This is a genomic window from Chitinophaga sp. W2I13 (assembly GCF_050434005.1).
Classification (GTDB): Bacteria; Bacteroidota; Bacteroidia; order Chitinophagales; family Chitinophagaceae; genus Chitinophaga.
The window spans coordinates 6375124-6395951 of sequence record NZ_JBNPWD010000001.1 but is presented as its reverse complement, the minus strand read 5'-3'; the positions used below and the strand labels follow the sequence as shown (position 1 = coordinate 6395951).

Genomic DNA, 20828 nt, shown 5'->3' with positions numbered 1-20828 from the left:
CTTAAAAAGAAAAAAAAAAATGAAGTCTAATTGTTTGTTATCCCGTTGTGCGGGACTTTTTTTCCTTGTCAGTATGATAGCGTGTAAAAAGAATGACGCGCTTATTCAGCCGGTTCCCGATGCAGCCAAAGAGATGGTAGCCGGTACATTGGTAACCACAGGCGATGTGGCGGTCCCTGTTTCCTGGTATACGCTGGAGTTGAAGCTGATAAAAGAAACGCCGGGGTTTAGTCCTCCCGTGGCAGCCAGGGCTATTGCCTACACCGGCGTTACGCTCCGCGAGGCAGTACTGGGGGGCATGTATGGAGCGCCTTCACTGGGCGGACAGCTGAATGGGCTTGGCCGTCTTCCTGCGCCGGAAAGATGGAAACGTTATAACTGGACCATAGCGGCCAACAGTGCCATGGCGCAGATTATTAAAAACCTTTTCGGCAATGCCAGCGTGGAGAACCTCAACCTGATCAACCAGCTGGAAAGTGATAACCTGCAGGCACATTCGGATACCTGTTCACAGGAAGTGATCAACCGCTCCATCAGTTTTGGCAAATCCATCGCCACTGCCATTTACCAGTGGTCTGCTTCAGACGGCGGAAAGGATGGCTACCTGAATAACTTTCCCACCGACTATACGCCACCGGTTGGACCAGGCTATTGGGTACCAACACCACCGCAACTGCAACGGGCGATGCTGCCTTACTGGGGAAAGAACCGTCCTATGGTGAAGCCTACTGCAGCTGATTCGGCAGTGATCCAGCCGCCGGCTTATGCTACAGACACGCTCAGTACCTTCTACAAAGCCGCGCGCTTTGTTTACCTGAAAGGAAAAACACTTACCCCGGAAGAAAACCTCATTGCCCGGTACTGGGCAGATGGCGGCGGCACCTTCACTCCTCCCGGTCACCTGATTGCACTCACCATGCAACTGGTCACTGAACAACACCTGAGCCTCGGCCAGGCAGCTACACTTTTTGCGCAGGTAGGAATAGGATTGAATGATGCAGGTATCCTTTGCTGGAAATATAAATACAAGTATAACGTGCTTCGCCCTATTACGTATATCCGTTCGCATATCGACAGCACCTGGTCGCCGCTGATAGGCACCCCGCCTTTCCCGTCATACACATCCGGGCATGCTACCTTTACCAGTGCAGCAGGCAACATCCTGGCTGCCCGTTTCGGCAACAGCTTCACGTTTACGGATAAACAAAAAGTGCCGGAAGGTTTTTCGCCACGTTCTTTCAGCAGCTTCACCGCTATGATCAATGAGGCCTCCATTTCAAGAGTGTATGGTGGTATTCACTACGATTTCGACAGTGAAACCGGCAGTCTCAACGGAAAGGGCCTGGCCCAGCGGATCCTGTTGCTGAATTATTAAAGAAAAAATGATTGTATGTTCCGATCAGGTGCCAGATGAGAAAAGGCTGTATCAAAATATGATACAGCCTTTCTTTTCTTTGGAGTGTTACAAAAAAATATCTTTAAAACTCAATATCATCCGCTACGTTGCCTCCCTGCTTTTCAGCAAACAATTGCTGGTACTTTGCCTGGTAAGCCGCCTGCCGTTGATTATACCCGGCGTAATCAGCCTGGATATCGCGGTGGATCTGGTCATTCCATAAGGACGCGGCAATCTGGAAATCCCCGATGGGAATACCGTAATTGTCAACGATCCATTGGGCGCCATCCAGGCCATAATCATACGCTACCTGCCTGGCAACTTCCAGTTCCTGGTAGAAGTCTTTATCCTGCTTGATTTTTTCGATATTGCCTGCACCCTGCGGTGAAGGAGCCGCCTTTACGCCGCTGAATTTCGGATGCTGATCAGCCTGGCCAAAGTATTGGCCGAAGAGGGTAACAATGTGAAAGGTGGCGTCCTGTTTCATCCGCTCGGGCCAAAGCAGGTTAGCTTCCTGCCAAACGGGTAACTCCACCCCTAAAGCCTTTGCTACATCGTCTTCACTTAGCCCGCTGCCGAGTCTTGCGCAGGCAGCGCCGTAATCTTCTAAAGTAATTCCGTGAATGGGTTCTAATAATGGATTGCCAGACATAATGTTTCTATTTAAAGATGATGATTAATCGTGTATTCATTCATTAAACGCTCGTAAAATTTCTCATTCTCCCTCACCATATCCGGTACTATCTTATTCCATTCATCAAACATGGCACGCAGGTAGCGACGGTACAGGTCCGGATTCTTTGGCGTAGCTGCCTCATAGCTCCGGAGCAAATGGGCTGTTCGCTGTTCTGCCAGGCTGCGGGCCTGATGCAATACCATACGAGCCCCGGTGGATGGGCTAAAGGTATTCTGCGACCGGCAAAACGGGCAGGTGATATAAGTATCGATAAAGAACATCCTGGGAATAGTGATATTGCCGCCACATTGCCTGCAGCTGAACTTATCACGTATCCGTTCAAATGCTGCCAGTTCTTCCTGGTAAGCTGATTCCAGGTCCTGTTCTCCGGCAGCGCCCTGCAGCAGGCTAATAGCATAATTTATTTTCTCTTCAAAAACAAAATGCCGGTTCAGGCAAGCCATTCTGAAAGTATGCAGCTTAGCACGGTATTCACTCCCGGCCCTGGAAATAATGGAAGGCAGCGATGCTTCCGCTTCATATACAAAAGCAACAATATTATCTTCCCGGATCTCATTCGCCTTATTCCGCATCTGGTTAATTTGTCCGATCAGCCCGGAAAGCATATGAATATGCGCACGCTTATAAGGATCGGTATCTTGTTGGAAAACTTTCCGGAGTTCCGGCACTGCGGCATTGTTCATCTCCGCCATGCGGGCTTCCAGCTTATCCAGGAAAACAAACCATCTCTCCTGCCGGGTCTTTATTTCATCGAGCAGGGCAGCGTTCTCATATTTCTTATTGAATAAATTGAACATGATTTATGAATTATTTTCCTTCCTGATATTCACGCCATCCGTTAGTTTGGTATCCATGAATATAAAACCACAATAAGCGCAGGCAGTGAGTCCCTTCTGATACGCGCGACCGGCCCCGCATTCCGGGCAATCACGAATATCCATTTTAGCTGCTTCGTTTGTTATTTCGCCGCCATAATTTTCCTGGGTCTCTACCTTCTTTTTGAGCTGTTCCAGGTAGGCTTGTATCCGTTTCTTTTCCTCTCCCATAATACCTGTAAGTTGAAGGTTAGAGTAATTTCAGGAGTTCTTCTTTTTTAGCAGCATATTCCTGTTCGGTAATCAGCTGTGCATCGAAGAGCGTTTTCAGTTGTTTAAGTCTTTCGGTAATATCTGTTGCCGGGGCGGGCTTAGGCTGCATCGCTCCCTGGGTAACCATATTGGTGATCATGCCCATGGTTACCGCCTGCCTGGCGCCATCTCCTATATCCGAATGATCTTTGTCCATCGCATTGGCGATGCTATACTGTGAAAATTTGTTCATGTCCGTTACCATATTCATACCGGTAACTTTGTCGTATTGTTTAAGGACTTCTTCCGGCAATGTGATACTGGTAATGGTGAAGCGGGTAATTTCCAGGCCGAAGTCCGTAAAATACGGCTGAATAAGGGGCTGGATTTTTTCATTTAAACCGGAGATATTACCTGCAGCATCTACCACTGAAATTTGTGCCAGCGCAAGTACCTCGGCAAATTTGGGGGCAATAAAATCACGCAGCTGCAACTCCAGCTCCGTGATGCCCAGTCGCGGCCAGGTACCGGCGTATTCTTTAAAGAACCTGGATACATCTGTAATACGGATATTGTACGTACCAAAAGCTCTTACACGCACCTGGCCAAAGGTGGCATCCTTCATCAATACAGGCGCAGGGGTACCCCATTTGAGGTTAACAAACTGATGGGTGTTAAAAAAATAAATGTCTGCTTTAATGGGACTTTCAAAACCGTATTTCCAGCCCCGGAGCCTTGTAAGTATAGGGATATTTTCGGTTTTCAGGATGTGCTTTCCGGCAGGAAATACATCTGCCAGTTGTCCTTCATTCAGGAAAAGGGCATGTTGACTTTCCCTTACGGTGAGTACTGCACCATCCTTAATTTCCTTATCGGCATCTGCAAACTTCCACATTAATGCATTAGGATCCGGTGTTACAGATTCAATGATTTCAATAAAAGGTAATCCCATCCTGAAAGGTTTTTAATATAGGCGCCAGGGCCGTAAATAACATGGTTTCAATTCCCCAACCGGTGACTCTCTTTGATTGAGTTACCGTACAAAAAAATTAATGCGATCAACCAAAACAATAAAGGGGCCAACAAACAATAGAAAATGTTAATGCAGGCTAATTGATAAAAGAAAATTTGTTCTCGAATACTTTACCAATTACCGGAACAGGTTTTTCTGCCTGGTTGGCTGCATTGATAATTCCCAATACCCAGAATATAAGGATCACGTACCCGATCAGGCCGAGGAAAGATAAAGCCGGCACCAGGTGCGCTACAATGGTCAACGTGATATTGAGCAGGATGCTCACAATGGCGAGTCCTAACGACTGCTTCAGGTGGTACCTGAGCAGGCTGTCGGTTTTCTCTTTACCGGAGAAGTAAGCAATCAGCCAACCGATCAGGGTTACATATGATAAAATAGATAATGTTTTGCTGTTCATGGGTTCAAGGTTTTTTTGTTGGCGTTATTGCCTGTGCAAATGTGTGGTGAATGTTTATTAATCAGGCATCCCGGTATCCTACAAAACGACTACCCATGTAAAAAGGGCGTCTACAATATGTCTACAACATTTTCAAATCATTTACTCTGATCATCTTACAAATACAGATATTCATAACTTTAATGATCTTTTCATAATGACTATTACCGATTTATAGTAATTTAACCCCATGAAGTCATTACCATATCTGCCATTTGTTTGCGTGTTGATCTGTATTTGCGGATGGTCATCTTTTGTATCTGCACAGGCGCCGTTGCCGGATAGTTTACAAGCTCTAACCGCCGATCCCACATTCAATGAAAAGGAAAAGCCTCCTTTACTTAACCAGCTGGCTGAGATATACCGGGCCAATAAAAACTATTCCCTGGCCATGGCTACAGCCAGGCAAAGCGTTGTTCTTTCACTCCGGCATCAAAATTATCTTGAGGCCACCAAAGCTTACGCGATGCTGGCAAATATTAAGTTCAATACACAACAGTATGATGATCTGAAACAAACCGTTGATTCTGTATTCACCAGCGCGCAACAGGCCAACCATCCGGTGGCGATGGCGTATGCCTTTTATATCCGTGCGCTGTTGTATAAAACATTGGATAAATCAGACGAGGTGGTGAAGTATTGCCAGCTGGGCCTCCGGCAATTGGATAAGACGCCTGACCCTTATATGGCCGCCAAAATGTATTACCAGCTTTACGTGGTTAATTCGGGCTGGAACAACGAAGAAAAGGTAAGTACCTATGCCCGCCAGGCTACTGATAATGCGCTCAAAGCAAATGATTTCAACCTGCTGAGCAATTGCTATACTGCCCTTTCGGTAGCCCATGAATACAAATTCAATGCTACCAAAAACCGCCAGGAGCTCGACAGTGTACTGTATTACCTGGGTAAAACGGAAACGCTCTACCAACAATACCCTGGCAGGGTGGCTGCTAATCCCTATGCCATTGCCTGTATAAATATTGCCAACAGCTACCTGAAATACTTCCCTGTGGAGGATGCGAGGGCCAAAGCACAAGCCGCTCATTATGCGAACGTTGCCCGGACGGTGCTAAAAGATGCCGCCAACAGTGAAGAGGTGGTCGCCAGCAGTCTGGGCATACTCAGCGAATATGCCCGGCGGGAAGGCAATGAAGCCCAGGCCGAAAACTACCTGCTGGAAGCCTACCAGGTCATGAAAACGGCTAACAGCCATTCCTATTATACCATGATCAATGTGGTGCAATCGCTGTCTGATTTTTATGAACAAAAGGGCAACTACCGCAAAGCCCTGGAGTTTCAGAAAGAGGCCACGTTATATAACAATAAAGTGTTCAATCAGCAACAGGCACTCAATACCCAAAAGCTGGAAATACAATATGAAACGGAAAAGAAGAATAACGAAATGCAGATCCTGAAAGAACGGGAGAAGAGCCGCACCATGCAAAATTATCTGTATGCCTGCATTGCGCTCGCCTCCCTGCTTGGACTGGTGTTCATGTTCCGCTCATATCATTTCAGGTTACGTTACTCCATGCAGCGGGAAAAACAGCTGCAATTGGAAAAACACGAGTCGGAAATGCAGGTGAAGCTGGAAAAAGAAGAACACGCCAGGCTCAGGGCCGAGCAGCAGCTACTGGCAACCCGGCAACAGCAACTCAAAAAAGAAGTAATGGCCAATGTGCTGCACCTCGAACATAAGCATCAAACGTTACTGAACATCAAAGACAAATTAACGGAAGGCGATGCCGTAAACATGCAGAAAATCCTCAAGGAAGAAATGGTGATCGATAACGATTTTGAACACGCAAAAGTCCAGATCCAACAGATACACCCCGATTTCTTTCACCTGATCAATGAAAAAGCACAAAAGAAACTCACCCTGCTTGATCTGAAACTTTGCGCCTACCTTTATCTTAAAATGGATACCCGGCAAATTGCCCAGCTAATGAATATTGAAGCCAAAAGCGTTAGAATGAGCCGCTACAGGATCAAACAAAAGCTGGGACTGGACAGAGAAGATGACCTGAATGCTTTTCTGCAGGCGTTGGGAAGTTAATATTGTAAACTTTAAACAGGATTATCTGACAAAAGTATAAACCTATTTCAGGACGTGACCCTATGTCAGGACGAGTCATAGTGTATTGGGAGTGTATGGGAAGTGTATCATGAGTGTATCATGAGTGTATGGGGAATGTATAGGGACTATATAGGGACTATATGGGGAGTACGACACATACGCTACTCCTAAGTAACTGAGAAGTATCAGAGAAGTAACTGAGAAGTAACTGAGAAGTATCCCCTCAGTTAAATAAAAAACAGAATATGACAGCTTCCGGTTATTACTCAGTTAAAAGACCGCCTGAATTCAAGCGGCGACAGTTTGGTTTTGGTTTTAAACAGCTTACTGAACGACTGCGGATGTTCGAAACCCAGGGCATAAGCAACTTCACTCACCGATAAAGTAGTCGTAGAAAGTTTTTCCTTCGCCTTTTCAATCAGTTTATCATGGATGTGCTGCTGCGCGTTTTGGCCAGTGAGTGCACGCAGCATATCGCTTAAATAGCTGGGGGACAAATGCAGGTTATCGGCAAGATACTGCACAGTGGGGATACCATTGCTTAAAGAATGCTCATTACCAAAGTAATCTGTCAGCAGGTCGTCCAGTCGTTGCAGCAGATCATGACTGACCGCCTTCCGCGTAATAAACTGGCGCTTATAGAAACGGTTGGCGTAATTCAGCAACAACTCAATCTGGGAGATCACCACATCCTGGCTGAAGTCATCTATCCGGCTGTTCAGTTCTTCTTCCATGATCCTGAAAATGGAAATGATCGTGTCTTTCTCACTTTCAGAAAGGTGTAGCGTTTCATTGGCTGTATAAGAGAAGAACCCATATTGACTGATCTTTTTGGCTATTGGATAACCCAAAAAGAAATCCGGATGGATCAGCAACGTATATTCAGAACATACGGGTCCGTCATTTTCCCCGCCCCCCAACACCTGGCCGGGCGAAGCGAAGAGCAAGCCTCCTTCATCGAAATCATAATAGCCCTGGCCATATTTTAATTTGCCGGCAAGTTTGGGCTTGTAGGAAATTTTATAAAATCCCAGTACATGATGCTGCGCTGGCTGCGGCAGTACCGACCAGGACGGCGCCCCATTGATCAAACTGATCAATGGATGCTTTGGCTGAGGCATGCCAAAGGCCCGGTGGGCATCTGCCAGTGTCTCAAATTTATGCACGCTTTTTTCTTCTTTCTTCATCTCCATACAAATATAATCATAACCGGTAACCATTTTGATTACCGGTTATGAGCGGTAATTATTTAGCCATTCCCTGGGCGGAACTGGAAACAGCATCCCAGTTTTCCCAAAGCGCCAGGCGTTCCTCATAAGCGCTGCGTACCCAAGGCAGGTTGTGACTGCCCAGGTGGAAGCGAAGGGGCGGATTTTCTGCATCCACCACCTGGAAGAGCGCTTGCGGTGTGGCATTCGGATCCCCTCTTTCCAGGTCTCTTAATTTTCCGAAAAACTGGTTTTTAAAGTCTGAGTAGATATCCATGCCTGCAGCGAATTTCAGCGACTCCTGGCTGCCAAATTCCGTAGCGTAAGCGCCTGGTTCAATAATGGTCACTTTGATCCCAAAGTCTTTGACCTCAGCAGCAAGGCTTTCATGGATGGCCTCAAAGGCCCATTTTGTTGAGCAGTAGTATCCGATTACCGGTAGTACCACATGCCCCAGGTTGCTGGAAGTACCGAGAATGTGTCCGCCACCTTGCTGCCGGAGCAGCGGTAATGCGGCCTGGATAACTGCAATAGCCCCGAAAACATTGGTTTCATACATCGCCTTGATATCTTCTGCACTCGCTTCTTCAATAGTGCCTACCAGCGAATAACCGGCATTATTCAGCACAATATCCAATCTCCCGAAATATGCATGCGCCTGGTCTATGGCTGATTTGGCCTGACCGGGCTTCGTTACATCCAATGCAAGGGTTAACACCTGTTCGCCATATTTTTCTTTGAGTCCGGCTAAACTGTCGATATTACGTGCCGTTGCCGCCACTTTATCGCCACGCTCCAGGGCTGCTTCTGCCCAAATACGTCCAAAACCACGCGAAGCGCCGGTAATGAACCAAACTTTACTATTCATGTCGTTTCTCATTTTTATTGGTCTTTAAATTTTTGATGAAGCAAAGTTCCGGTGATGCAGCTGCCCCTACGTAGCCTAATTGAGGACTTTTGTAGTCTAATTGCGGATTTGATATGATTACCCGTCAGGCACAGATACATGCCCCGTTTATGCCCCGGATAAAAAATATTTTTATTTATGTAGTCAACTACGTAGTTTTGTACTATAAATTAATACAAATGAGTACAGCACCTGTTATAAGACCAATTCACAACGAATATTGCCAGGAAATAATTGACATCGTTCTGCCTATCCAGCAAAAGGAGTTTAATGTGCCTGTTACGCTGGAAGACCAGCCGGACCTGCAAGACATTGACACAAACTACCACCGCACCGGCGGCGGATTCTGGGGAGGATTTATACATGAAGAACTGGCCGGCACTATTGCCCTGATAAGCATCGGGCACCACGCAGGAGCCATCCGGAAAATGTTTGTAAAAAAGGAGTTCCGCGGGAAGGAATATGGCATTGCACAGCAACTGCTGGAGGAACTGGTTGCCCATAGCAAATCGGTGCAGATAACGGATCTGTACCTGGGCACGGTCGACAAACTCGCTGCGGCCCGCCGCTTCTATGAACGCAACCACTTTAAAGAAATAAAAAAAACGGATTTACCATCGTATTTTCCCCTGATGAATGCAGATAATGTATTTTATCACTTACACATTAATGACGGAGCAGCATGACAAATGTAATTGATGAATCAGGGATACTGGCTATTTCTACCAGGTTACAGCGACTCAGTGATCAGTTGCGGAAAGACGGGCTACAGATTTATAAGGCCAACGGGATCGACTTTGAGCCCAAGTGGTTCCCCGTTATCTATACGCTGCACCTGAAACCGGTGCTCAGCGTGGTGGAAATAGCCGTGGAAATCGGGTACTCCCACCCTTCTACTATCAGCCTGTTAAAGGAACTGGAAAAACAAAAGCTGATCCGCTCAAAAAAAGACAAAACAGATGAACGGAAGCGGCTTATCCTGCTTACGGAAAAAGGAAAAGCGCTTATTACTGATATGCAACCCGTATGGAATAAGATGGTGGTGGCCCTTACTGCGCTGACAGATACAAAAAATAACCTGATGAAGGCCATTGAGGAGGTAGAGCAACAAATGAAATCGTTTAGTTTTTTTGACAGGGTACAGCAACTGTAAAGCTTACGCCAGTAAGCCGTTCACCAGGGCTTTCCACTGCAACTTTGATATGCCAATGGCCCCGGTGGCCCCTACTACTGCATTACGGAGCTTATCGCCCAGGTCATTGGTTTGTGTATTCGGCACCTCATTACGTCCGTAAACAGTGGCAGTTATTTCCGCACCGTTACGTACCAACACAAAGGAACTGCTGGCTTCCTTGCGCAGAAAATGCGCAATGCCTGCACTTTTCTGGATAGGATGCTCCGACGGGCGGGCCCTGATAAAAAACACTTCCTGGTGCTCATTAAGCACCACATGCTCCTTCTGCTCAATCTTTACCCAGTCGAACCCTTTCCCTGCATTGGTGCCTGGTCCGGGAATATCAATCCGTATATACATCCCTGTTTCCGCACTGCCCTCCGCCGGTTTCCCGGCCAGATCCGTCAACTGGAACCCCGACGACATGCTGCCGCTCAGTGTAGCCCAATGATTTACATCCAGCAGCCGCGCAACCGCCGTTTTAAAGAACTCCTGCGCGGCCGCTTCATGAACCAGTGTTTTTACCTCAGCAGTTGTGGTAGCCTCGCCCGTATACTGCGCCGGAATAAATGGCGCCGCAATGTTATCTGCCATAACCTTAAAATTTACTGTAAAATAATAATGTAAGTATTCGGGTAAAAAACTTGTGCCAATTTTATATTACACTACCTTTGAGGTGTAAAAGTACGGACAATGCATTTCGGGCCTTCAAAACGATGCTACAGAGAAGCGCCTCTTTTGACCATATTTACTCTTCATTAAGAGCACGAATCCCACAACTGTCAACACCTTAGTAATTGTAAACACCGCCATTGCCGTAGAGCGATCTATACGCATGGGGAACAATTTGTTGATATTTAAAGATACGGAATATGAATAGTATATACTCGCTTATAGTGAGCTGTTTTCTCTCCATGGCCTGCAGCAATGCAAAGCCCAACCAAACAAACGGGAAAATCACCGGCCGCTGGCAACCCGTAAAATCGGTGATGAGCTGCGTAGAAGACGGCAAAAAAACTTTTGATAAAACAGATTCCAGTTTCAGTCCTAACGACGTAATGGTTTTTAAAGATAACGGCATGCTGGAAGACGGGGGCCAGCGATACGAGGCCTATACGCTTGACCGTCGCACCAAAGAACTCACGCTCCAGGAAGGCGGCGGCTATGGCATCACCTTTAAAATCCGGACCATGAACCCCGAGGAACTGGTCATCTTCCGGGAAGATGAAGAAATCTTTAAAAATAAAAAACGGCAGATGAAACTTGAAATCTACTTTCGCCGCATATAGTCATTTCAGCACCGGCAATATAATGCCGGAAGGATGCGCCTCATCATGATAAATACGGATGGCTTCCTTTATAAAATCCTTTTCTGTTGCTTCATAAATATTGATGAACTGCTGCGGATTACGGTCGGCTAAAGGAAACCAGCTGCTTTGCACCTGGATCATCAGCCGGTGGCCTTTCTGAAAAGTATGCGCTACATCCGGCAGCTGGAACTTCACCTGCGTTACTTTGCCCGGAATAAAAGGCGCAGGTTTCTCAAAACTGTCCCGGAAACGGCCGCGGAATATATCTCCCCGTACCAGCATCTGGTAACCACCCAGCGGATAAGGCCCGCCGGCATCACGGGTTTTATTTGGCGGCGGCGTATCCGCATAGCGGAAATCGTCCGGGAACACATCTATCACTTTTACCACAAAATCCGCATCACTACCGGTTATGCTTACACGAAGATCAACGGTTACAGGACCTCCAATAGTCAGGTTGTCCGTAAGCGTATCGGTTTCAAAAGTCAGCACGTCCGCACGGCGCGACGCAAAACGCTGGTCATCGGTCATATAATCCCTTGTACGGATGTAATGCACGTCCTGCGTATAGGGTACGGGATGCGCCGGATCACTCACATACTCGCTAAAGCCGGTACCACCTTTATCCCACGACAGTCCACCATTCTGCCGTAAAAAAATTTCCTTTTCCGTTGTCACCGGCGGCCATTTGCTGAACTGATGCCATTTGTTTTCCCCGCTGAAAAAGATATTCGCTTCTGCGAGATCTGACAGATTTCCTTTTCCTTTGAGATAATAATTAAAGAAAGGCACTTCTATCTGCTCCTGGTACCAGGTTGCCGTATTACTTCCAAACTGAACATGCCCCAGGCGCGCACCATCATTGCCCGCCCACTGCCCATGATACCAGGGTCCCATCACCACCCTATTGAAATGGGTGGCCGGGTTTTGTTGCTCTATCGCCTTATATAAATTCCAGGCGCCATAACAATCTTCTGCATCAAATAATCCGCCTACCACCAGCACTGCCGGCTTTATTTGCGCTACATAATTCCGCGGGTCACGTTCCTTCCACCACCCGTCATATTGCGGGTGCGCAATGAGTTCTTTCCAGAAAGCAAGACTATCGCCGGTTAGCCGGGTAAAATTCCTGATGGTCCCTATCTTCAGAAAAGTGCTGTAGTTATCAGCGCAGGGCAGCTTCAACGCCTGCACAGGCGCTGTAGATACCGGCGACGGATGCGGATAGCCAAAGCCTTTGGTATAAAAGCCAAAGCAATCCATCAGGAAAAAAGCGCCGTTGTGATGAAAATCATCGCCGTGGAACCAGTCGGTCACCGGCGCCTGCGGACTCACCGCCTTCAATGCCGGGTGCCCGCTCAATGCCGCCATAGTAGTATAAAAGCCGGGATACGAAATACCCAGGGCGCCTACCTTGCCATTGTTGCCCGGTACATTTTCCAGCAGCCAGTCGATGGTATCGTACGTATCGCTGGCTTCATCAATTTCGCGCCCCTTCTTCCCCGGGATAAAAGGACGGATATCTTTAAACTGTCCTTCACTCATCCAGCGGCCGCGGACGTCCTGGATCACGATGATATACTTTTCTTCTGCATAGCTTTTCCAGTAAGTATTCCAGAGATTAGGCGTAAACTGCTCCGCTCCGTAAGGCGCGGCAGAATAAGGTGTGCGCGTGATCAGAACAGGATGCTTTTCACTGCTGTCTTTTGGAATATAGATAGCGGTGAAAAGATGCACGCCATCCCGCATGCGGATCTGCCGCTCTTCTTTATAATAATGTTCCTTTACCCATACGGAGTCTCCGGCATGCTGAGCCCCGGCCGGGAGCACGGCAAATGCTCCCAGCAACATAAAAACAAATCGCTTCATCCTGCTCTTTTTAATTCAAACCATCTACCGTCAAGGATTCTGAGGGAAATTGGCTGGATCGTTATGTATATCTATTTCGCTTTGTGGTATAGGAAATAATAGCCGGGCTGGCGTAAGCGCCGGCGTAGTAAGATTATATTCGTTTTTCAGGTGTGCCTGCATAATGGCCAGTCCTTTTGAATAACGGACCAGGTCAAACCAGCGGTTATTCTCAAAGGCCAGTTCTACCCTTCTCTCTGCAAAAACCGCATCCCGGAAAGTGGCCTGGTTAGGCAGGTCTGCCGGTGTTTTATCACCCAGTCCGGCGCGGCGCCTTACCTGGTTAAGGAAGCCAAAGGCACTGTTGGCGCCGGTAGCAGCGCTATACCCCTGTTCGTTCAACGCCTCTGCCTGGAGCAGCAGGATATCGGCATACCGCAATACCGGGAAACTGCTGCCGCCATCACCGGTAGCACCGGGAGGATCTAAATATTTCTTTACATAATTACCGGGCTGCGTAGTAGTGGCATTCTTATACGAAACGGTGTCCAGTGAGGCAATCAGCCTTTTGTCCCCGGCTTCATAAGCCGACACAATATCATGTGTGGGGCGGTTGTTGTTAGATCCCCCATAGGCGACACCGTTATAATAGAAAGAAAACGGCACCATGTCGGTGAAGTAGTAGTTGCCTTCAGAGGGATTCAATCCTTTTTTAAAACGGATGGTAAACAGCACTTCCGCGTTGATACCGGCAGCCGGGTTATACAAGGCCGCGTAATCCGGCAACAGCGTATACCCGTTCACGTTTTTCAGCACCGTGGTGGCATCATTCCATTTCTTCTCCGTAACATATACTTTTCCCAGCAACCCATTGGCACTGCCAGCGGTTACCCTCCCATAGTCGTTCACGTTAGTATACACTGCAGGAAGCAGGGTGGCGGCGGATTGCAAGTCTTTCTCAATTTGCGCATATACTTCTGCAACGTCATTCCGCTTATCGTTCAGCGACTCGGTAGTGGTTTCCACCCTTGTTACCAGCGGTACTTTGCCATACAACCGCACCAGGTCGAAGTACACAAATGCCCGCAGGAAAAGGGCTTCGCCCCTGAATTGTTTTTTGGCCGAATCCGGGATAGCGGCAGCATCTATCTGGTCCAGTACTGCGTTAGCACGGGATATCGTGAGATAGGCGCCTGCGTATACATCGGTCAAAAATGGATTGGTAGTGGTTTCGGTGAACAGGTCGATCTGTGAAGCCACGCCGCCTAATGCGCCGCGGTCGAGGATATCGGTGTTATCGCTTCTTACTTCCATCAGGTAGTAGGCCGACTTACCGTAGCTGCGCGTGTTCTGCAATCCATCATAGATAGCGTTTACACCCTGCTGGAAATCGCCGGTGGTTTTAAAGAAGGTAGCCGTGGTTTGATTGGATACCGGCGGCAGGTTGATGAAATTTTTACTGCAGGAAGTGATGACCGTTACCAGCGACAAGCCTGCTATTGCTTTTATAATATTTAACTGCATAAGTTCCTGTTTTTAAAATGAAAGATTAATACCTGCGGTGAATGTTCTGGGCAACGGATAGGTACCGTAGTCCTCCCCTTGCGACAAAGGCGCATCGGGCCGTGCATTCACTTCGGGGTTATAACCGGTGTAGTCCGTCCAGGTATAAATGTTTTGCCCCGACAGGTACACCCGCAGGCCCTGGATCTTATTATTAAACAGTCGCTGGTTGAACGTATAACCAATCGTTAAATTACGTAAACGCACATACGAACCATCTTCCACGAAGAAGGAACTCGGCTGCGTGCTGTTGCCGGTGGTAACCCTGTTGGGCCGCATGGAATTGCCATCACCGGGATCTGTGGGTGATTTCCAGTAACCGGTTTCTTCGATCATCTGGTTGGCATTCCCTTCACTGTTATACAGGAAACGACGTTGCAGGTTCATCACCTTATTACCCTGTGAAGCCTGTAATGATACGGTGAGATCAAAACCTTTATAGCGGAATTCGTTGGTGAGTCCCCATATAAATTTCGGAAAGTAGCTACCAATATCTGTTCTGTCGGACGCATCAATTTTCTTATCGTCGGTTACGTCAACAAACCTGCGATCGCCGGGTTTGGTGCTTGCATAATGCGGATAGGCGTCTATTTCCGCCTGGTTTTTGAATACGCCGCCATTTACATAACCATAAAAACTGCCAATGGGCGCGCCCACTTTGGTGATGTACAACTGTGAGATGGTACCGTTACCACCGTCGGAGATGATGGGTGCATTATTGGCGCCGAGTTGCAGTACTTCATTTTTATTTGCTGCAATATTAAAGCTGGTGTTCCAGGTAAAAGCACCGGTAAAGTTGCGGGTAGTGAGACTGAATTCCACACCGGAGTTGCGCACCTTACCAATGTTCTTCAACGCTTTACCAAATCCGGAACTCAGTGGTACCGGTACTTCCAGCAGCAGGTTGGAAGTTGTGGCGCGATAGTAATCGGCGCTCAGGTAAATTCTGTTGGAAAGCAAACCGATATCCAGGCCGGCGTTGAGCTGCACCGTTTTTTCCCAGGTGAGGTCGGGGTTGGCTGGTTGCGCCAGTCCCACGCCATTTACCGCGGTGCCGCTTCCGTTGCCTAATACATAACCGTTGGAAGCCAGCAGATCATATGCTGCGTAGTTGGCAATCTGGAAGTTACCGGAAGTACCATAACTTACCCTGGCCTTCAGTTCGGAGATGGCTTTTATTTTAAAGAAAGATTCGTTGCTGATGAGCCAACCGCCTGATACTGCGGGGAAGTAGCCCCACTTGTTGTTGGCGCCGAAACGGGAAGATCCGTCGCTGCGGATGCTGGCCGACACAAAGTATTTATCGTCGTAGTTATAGTTAACCCTTCCCAGGTAGGAAAGCAAGGACCACTGCGATTCCGTGGAGGTGCCGCTGGTAATGGTGGCGGCATTCAACGTTTGTACGGCATCGTTAGGGAAGCCGGTACCATAGGTTTCGTTGGCTTTGGTGGTATTCTTCTGGGAAGTATATCCTGCTAGCACATCAAACCGGTGTTTGCCGCTGATATTGAATTGGTAGTTCAATGTGTTTTCCCAGAGCCAGTTTACAGATAACGCCGTTTGTGCCGATCCTTTGGGGATGGTAGGCGCCGCCTGTTGGATGGGCCGGTAGCTTCCCAGTACGGAAGGCCGGAAATAATTCCTGCTAAAGTGATTGATATCTGTTCCGAAGAAGGTTTTAAACTTCAGTCCTTTGATGATTTCATATTCTCCCCAGGCGCTGCCCAGGTTACGCACGTGATCCAGTTTATCTTTGATCTTTGTTGCCAGCGCTACCGGGTTTTCACCGCCGGAGTAGCCATAGGCCCATACGTTCTGCCGGTTGGTGGCCAGTGATCCATCGGGATTATACACCGGGAATACCGGCGAGGCTTTCAGCGCGTTGCTGAGGATACCGTCAAAGGTCCAGGGGCCTTCGCTGTTGATGAGGTCATAATGATCAAAAGTGGGGTTAACGGTAACGCCTATCTTAAAACGGGAAGTAAGTTCCGCAGTGAGATTGGCTCTCAGTCCATACCGTTTATAGCCGGAGCCCAGGATGATCCCCTGCTGATCGAGGTAGTTGCCGGAAATGTAATACTGGAATTTATCGTTGCCGCCGGAGGCCGACAGGGTATGGTTTTGAATAGGCGCTGTTCTGAACAGGGCATCCTGCCAGTCGGTGTTGGTGAGACCGGGGTTACCTGCGAGGTAAGGCAGTATTTCCGGTGCGATCTGGTAATTGGAACCGCCCCTTGTGGCGTTATCATCCGTGATGCTGCCGGAAGGTTTAAAATCCAGGTAAGCGTTGTTCTTGGCATCGAAGCTGAACTTGGACCACTGATAGGCATCCATCAGCTTTATTTTTTTACTCACCTGCTGAAAACCGGCGTACATGCTGTATCCAAAGGACGGAAGACCGTTTGTTTTCCCTTTTTTGGTGGTGATGAGCACTACGCCGTTGGAAGCGCGGGAGCCGTAAATGGCGGCGGAAGAGGCATCTTTGAGAATGTCTATAGACGCAATATCATCGCTGTTTAAAGTGCTGAGCGGATCAGGGGATTTCTGGAAAGATGCCTGCCCGGTGATGTTTACCATGTCCGTAGCTCCCTGTAAGTTTTTCAGGTCGTTCGACAATGGAATACCATCGATCACATACAGCGGGTCGATGCCTGCGGAGATGGAGTTCAGTCCGCGGATACGTACGCTGATGCTGCCTCCCGGCGCGCCGGTATTCTGTAATACCTGTACCCCTGCTACTTTACCGGCAATGGCCTGTTCAAAGCTGGTTACCGGCTGGTCCTTCAGATCGGCAGCCCGCACAGAGGCTACGGCGCCGGTGATTTCCCTCCGGCGTTGCACACCGTATCCTACCACTACCACCTGGTTAAGCGAGGAACTGGATTCTTTCAGGACAACTGCCACCGGCTGGTTCTCCCGCAAAGTAATGCTGCCCAGCTGCGCAGGCTCATAACCGATAGAGGTAAACCGGAAGCTGTAAGGGGCGCCAACCACCAGGTCGGGAAAACGAAAGGTACCACCGGCATTGGTTTGCGTGGATACCGTGGTGCCCGAGGCTTCATTTTTGGCGGTGACGGATACGCCCGGCAGCGCTTCGTGCTTTTCATTTTGCACGGTACCGGTAACGCCTGTACGCTTTTCCTGTGCAACCAGGTATAAGGGAGTTAATAACATAAGAAGCAATAGTGTGCTTCTCCATTTTTCTTTTAAAGAACGAAAGTAAATAGAGTCCATAGGTGATTTTTGAGGCCCTGTGCAGGTTGTTGCCATGCCTGCATTCATACAGGCACCGTTTCAGATACCTGTTGATTTACCAGGGCCGGTTTATAAAACAGCGGACCATTCATTGGCCGGTGATGCGATATTAGATTTTCAGTTTACAGCGTTAAAAGTAACAACAAGTTTTTAGTCTACCAAATCAATAGACTAACATCCCCGCAGTTATTTTGCGGTAGATAAATTTATCGTGTTGCGGATTGCCCCTATCAATTTAACTCATTTAACCCGGGGAAAAAGGGAAAACATTGCCTGTCCGGAAATGAACACTTCTCCCGTAAAAACGGACAACGTAATGGTAGTTGTTATTACATTACGTGTTGATAACCAATAACCAGAAGATTGGCATTTTCTTAGCGCGGAAATAGCCTCAACATTCTTCTATGTTCGGCAACCAATTTAAAATCGCGTGGCGGAATTTCCGCAAGCATCTCACACATGGCCTGTTAAACCTCACCGGTCTCACGCTGGGGCTTACCGGTTGTTTCTTTATTACGTTGTATGTAACTGATGAATACAGCTACGACCGCTGGATACCGGGGCACGAACAGGTGTACCGCGCCGGCATGGAAGTAAAAACCCAAACCAATGATGTGATTGCCTTTGCCCAAACATCAGGTTTCCTGCGACAGGCACTGCTGGTATATCCGCAGGTAACAACCGCCACAAGGGTCTTTGAATACGGCAGCAATACAGCGGTGAGCAGCAACAGCGGTGCGCAGAAAAAATTCAATGAGAAAGGCATCTACTTTGCCGACAGTACCCTGCTGGAAGTGCTCCCCTATCCTTTGCTGGCAGGTGATGCCCGCACCGCGATGAACAATGCGGATGGTATTATGCTCACGGAGGAAAAAGCGGAAAAATATTTCGGGAAAGAAAATAATGTCAGTACCTATCTCAATAAAATATTAACCATCAACGAAAAGAACTACCGGGTAACGGGTGTGCTAAAAAATGTGCCCACCAATACTTATTTCCGGCCGGATTTTGTTATTTCCACGGTAAGCGTCCGCAACGAACAATGGTTCCGGCGTAACATGGAAAACTGGCACGGCACCATGACGCATACCTTCTTTAAATTAAGACCCGGCGTGCAATGGGAAGCCTTTGAAAAGCAGATCAGGAACATCGCCTACCAGTATGTGGGCGATGAAATAAAGGCTAACAACCAGGTATATACGCATTTCATCCAGCCGCTTACTACTATTCACCTGCATTCAAACCTCCGGTATGAGCTCAGTAAAAACAGCGATATATTATATGTGCGGGTATTGTCTTTCGTAGCGTTATTCATCCTGCTGATCGCCGGCATCAATTTCATTAACCTGGCTACTGCCACCGCCAGCAGCAGGGCTAAGGAAGTGGGCGTAAGAAAGGTGATTGGCGCCAACCGCTCCCAGCTGATGCTGCAGTTTATGATTGAAGCGCTGATGATGAGCGTAATGGCATTCGTGCTTACGGCTGTTTTAATAGTCGTGCTGCTGCCTTCTTTCAATCATATTGCAGATAAAACTTTTACGGTGTCACAGTTGTTCCGGCCATCGCTCATTGGCGCGGGTCTTGGCATCAGTGTGGGCATCGGCATACTGGCCGGCATCTATCCGGCTATTATACTTTCAGGATTTAACCCCATGCGTATTATACAACGGTATGGTGCGCAAAAGAAAACGCATTCGCTGCGCAATGTGCTGGTGGTAACCCAGTTTGCTATTTCCATCCTGCTCATTGTGGCCACCATCGTGGTGCACCGGCAGCTGCAATTTATGAAAAGCTTCGATCTGGGCATTGACCAGTCGCAGGTACTGGTGATTCCCGTTACCGGGAAAGATGCCACTGCCAATATTAAAACGCTCCTCGAAAAATTCCGGGGACAGGCAGACGTGATTTCAGTAAGCGCCTCCGGTAATGTGCCCGGCCAGGAGTTTGGCAATAACCTTTTCCGGCTGAAAGGCGACCAGACAAAGCAAACCGACACCAGGCTGCTGTCGGCCGACAATGAATTTTTCCGTACTTATAATATCCGGTTGCTGGCAGGCAGGTTAGTTAACATGACGCCGGACACCAGCCAGAAAAGCGGCGATATCATGATCAATGAAGCGGCCCTCCCATTCTTTGGCTGGAAGAAACCCGAAGATGCGCTGGGGCATGAATTTGATTACGGATGGGGTACTGTATGCGGCGTATATAAAGATTTTCATTTTACTTCGCTTCAACGCGGGGTAACGCCGCTGGCCATTTTTTATGATCCTTACTGGCTGAATTATATCAGTGTGAAGATGAATACCCGTAATGCGGCTGCTACTGTAGGGAGACTGGAAAAGACGTGGCAGTCGGTGGTTCCTTCGCTTTCTTTCAATTACTTTTTCCAGGATGAAGCATTTAACCGGCAATACCTGGCGGAACAACGACTGGGATCACTGTTTATGGTCTTTGCTTTGTTTGCTATTGCCATTGCATGTCTTGGGCTATTTGGCCTTGCTTCTTTCACGGCTGCACAGCGGACCAAAGAAATTGGTATCCGGAAAGTGTTGGGCGCCAGCGTAACGGGCATTGTAAAACTGTTGTCGAAAGATTTCCTGGCATTGGTGGTAATGGCCGCCGTTATTGCATTTCCGGTGGCCTGGTGGGCCATGAGCAGCTGGTTACAGCACTTCGCTTATCGCGTGCCGCTGAATGCGTGGGTATTTATCGTCGCCGGCGGAGGCGCCTTGCTGATTGCCTTGATCACGGTTAGTTTCCAGGCGGTAAAAGCAGCGCTGGCCAATCCAGTGAACAGCCTGCAGGCAGAATAATTGCGGCAAAGGCCTGTACTGTCTAAGTACGGGCCTTTGCT

17 protein-coding genes are annotated in these 20828 nt (G+C 48.1%); 6 read left to right on the top strand and 11 right to left on the bottom strand.

Going from position 1 to position 20828, the window contains the following annotated elements; all coding sequences use genetic code 11:
* Window positions 1-73: 73 nt before the first annotated feature.
* A complete protein-coding gene (locus QFZ48_RS26150) occupies window positions 74-1375 on the top strand; it encodes a vanadium-dependent haloperoxidase (RefSeq protein ID WP_429064511.1) in 1302 nt (433 codons plus the stop codon).
* Between the two features lie 103 nt (window positions 1376-1478).
* On the opposite strand, the gene QFZ48_RS26145 is transcribed toward QFZ48_RS26150, so the two are convergent.
* From QFZ48_RS26145 to QFZ48_RS26125, 5 genes are all read right to left on the bottom strand, one after another.
* Entirely contained in the window at window positions 1479-2048 is a 570-nt protein-coding gene (locus QFZ48_RS26145) for a DUF6620 family protein (RefSeq protein ID WP_429048218.1), read from the bottom strand.
* A gap of 11 nt (window positions 2049-2059) precedes the next feature.
* Window positions 2060-2890, bottom strand: coding sequence for a hypothetical protein (locus QFZ48_RS26140; protein ID WP_429064509.1), 831 nt, complete (start codon window positions 2888-2890; stop codon window positions 2060-2062).
* Window positions 2891-2893: 3 nt separating this feature from the next.
* Window positions 2894-3139 (bottom strand): hypothetical protein, encoded by a 246-nt coding sequence (locus QFZ48_RS26135; RefSeq protein ID WP_429048222.1) that lies wholly within the window; start codon window positions 3137-3139, stop codon window positions 2894-2896.
* A 19-nt stretch (window positions 3140-3158) separates the two neighbouring features.
* Window positions 3159-4112, bottom strand: a complete 954-nt coding sequence (locus QFZ48_RS26130; RefSeq protein ID WP_429048223.1) for an SPFH domain-containing protein — start codon at window positions 4110-4112, stop codon at window positions 3159-3161.
* 157 nt (window positions 4113-4269) lie between these two features.
* Window positions 4270-4593, bottom strand: a complete 324-nt coding sequence (locus QFZ48_RS26125) for a DUF4870 domain-containing protein (protein WP_429048224.1) — start codon at window positions 4591-4593, stop codon at window positions 4270-4272.
* A 229-nt stretch (window positions 4594-4822) separates the two neighbouring features.
* Here QFZ48_RS26125 and QFZ48_RS26120 point away from each other — a divergent pair, with 229 nt between their 5' ends.
* Complete coding sequence (locus QFZ48_RS26120) at window positions 4823-6688, top strand: helix-turn-helix transcriptional regulator (RefSeq protein WP_429064507.1); 1866 nt, start codon at window positions 4823-4825, stop codon at window positions 6686-6688.
* A 287-nt stretch (window positions 6689-6975) separates the two neighbouring features.
* On the opposite strand, the gene QFZ48_RS26115 is transcribed toward QFZ48_RS26120, so the two are convergent.
* Both QFZ48_RS26115 and QFZ48_RS26110 read right to left on the bottom strand, forming a co-directional pair.
* Window positions 6976-7896 (bottom strand): helix-turn-helix domain-containing protein, encoded by a 921-nt coding sequence (locus tag QFZ48_RS26115; protein WP_429064505.1) that lies wholly within the window; start codon window positions 7894-7896, stop codon window positions 6976-6978.
* 58 nt (window positions 7897-7954) lie between these two features.
* The gene (locus tag QFZ48_RS26110) at window positions 7955-8785 is read right to left on the bottom strand and encodes an SDR family NAD(P)-dependent oxidoreductase (RefSeq protein WP_429048230.1); all 831 of its coding nucleotides are present in this window, start codon (window positions 8783-8785) and stop codon (window positions 7955-7957) included.
* A 218-nt stretch (window positions 8786-9003) separates the two neighbouring features.
* Here QFZ48_RS26110 and QFZ48_RS26105 point away from each other — a divergent pair, with 218 nt between their 5' ends.
* Both QFZ48_RS26105 and QFZ48_RS26100 read left to right on the top strand, forming a co-directional pair.
* On the top strand, window positions 9004-9510 hold the full coding sequence (locus tag QFZ48_RS26105; RefSeq protein ID WP_429048232.1) for a GNAT family N-acetyltransferase: 507 nt from the start codon (window positions 9004-9006) through the stop codon (window positions 9508-9510).
* Window positions 9507-9977, top strand: a complete 471-nt coding sequence (locus QFZ48_RS26100; RefSeq protein WP_429048234.1) for a MarR family winged helix-turn-helix transcriptional regulator — start codon at window positions 9507-9509, stop codon at window positions 9975-9977. The genes QFZ48_RS26105 and QFZ48_RS26100 overlap by 4 nt, the downstream gene beginning before the upstream one ends.
* Before the next feature lie 3 nt (window positions 9978-9980).
* Here QFZ48_RS26100 and QFZ48_RS26095 read toward each other — a convergent pair whose 3' ends face one another.
* Entirely contained in the window at window positions 9981-10592 is a 612-nt protein-coding gene (locus QFZ48_RS26095) for a hypothetical protein (protein WP_370910826.1), read from the bottom strand.
* A gap of 278 nt (window positions 10593-10870) precedes the next feature.
* Between QFZ48_RS26095 and QFZ48_RS26090 the strand changes: the two genes are divergently transcribed.
* The gene (locus QFZ48_RS26090; protein WP_429048236.1) at window positions 10871-11287 is read left to right on the top strand and encodes a hypothetical protein; all 417 of its coding nucleotides are present in this window, start codon (window positions 10871-10873) and stop codon (window positions 11285-11287) included.
* Here QFZ48_RS26090 and QFZ48_RS26085 read toward each other — a convergent pair whose 3' ends face one another.
* From QFZ48_RS26085 to QFZ48_RS26075, 3 genes are read right to left on the bottom strand one after another with little or no spacing between them, the layout of a single operon-like run.
* Entirely contained in the window at window positions 11288-13177 is a 1890-nt protein-coding gene (locus tag QFZ48_RS26085; RefSeq protein ID WP_429048237.1) for a CocE/NonD family hydrolase, read from the bottom strand.
* A gap of 30 nt (window positions 13178-13207) precedes the next feature.
* The gene (locus tag QFZ48_RS26080; protein WP_429048238.1) at window positions 13208-14680 is read right to left on the bottom strand and encodes a RagB/SusD family nutrient uptake outer membrane protein; all 1473 of its coding nucleotides are present in this window, start codon (window positions 14678-14680) and stop codon (window positions 13208-13210) included.
* A gap of 12 nt (window positions 14681-14692) precedes the next feature.
* Window positions 14693-17893: a SusC/RagA family TonB-linked outer membrane protein gene (locus QFZ48_RS26075; protein WP_429064503.1), complete on the bottom strand. Its 3201-nt coding sequence runs from the start codon at window positions 17891-17893 to the stop codon at window positions 14693-14695.
* A gap of 485 nt (window positions 17894-18378) precedes the next feature.
* Between QFZ48_RS26075 and QFZ48_RS26070 the strand changes: the two genes are divergently transcribed.
* Window positions 18379-20787 carry an FtsX-like permease family protein gene (locus QFZ48_RS26070; protein ID WP_429064501.1) on the top strand — a complete coding sequence of 803 codons (2409 nt, stop codon included), beginning with the start codon at window positions 18379-18381 and terminating at the stop codon, window positions 20785-20787.
* The last annotated feature ends 41 nt before the right edge of the window (window positions 20788-20828 follow it).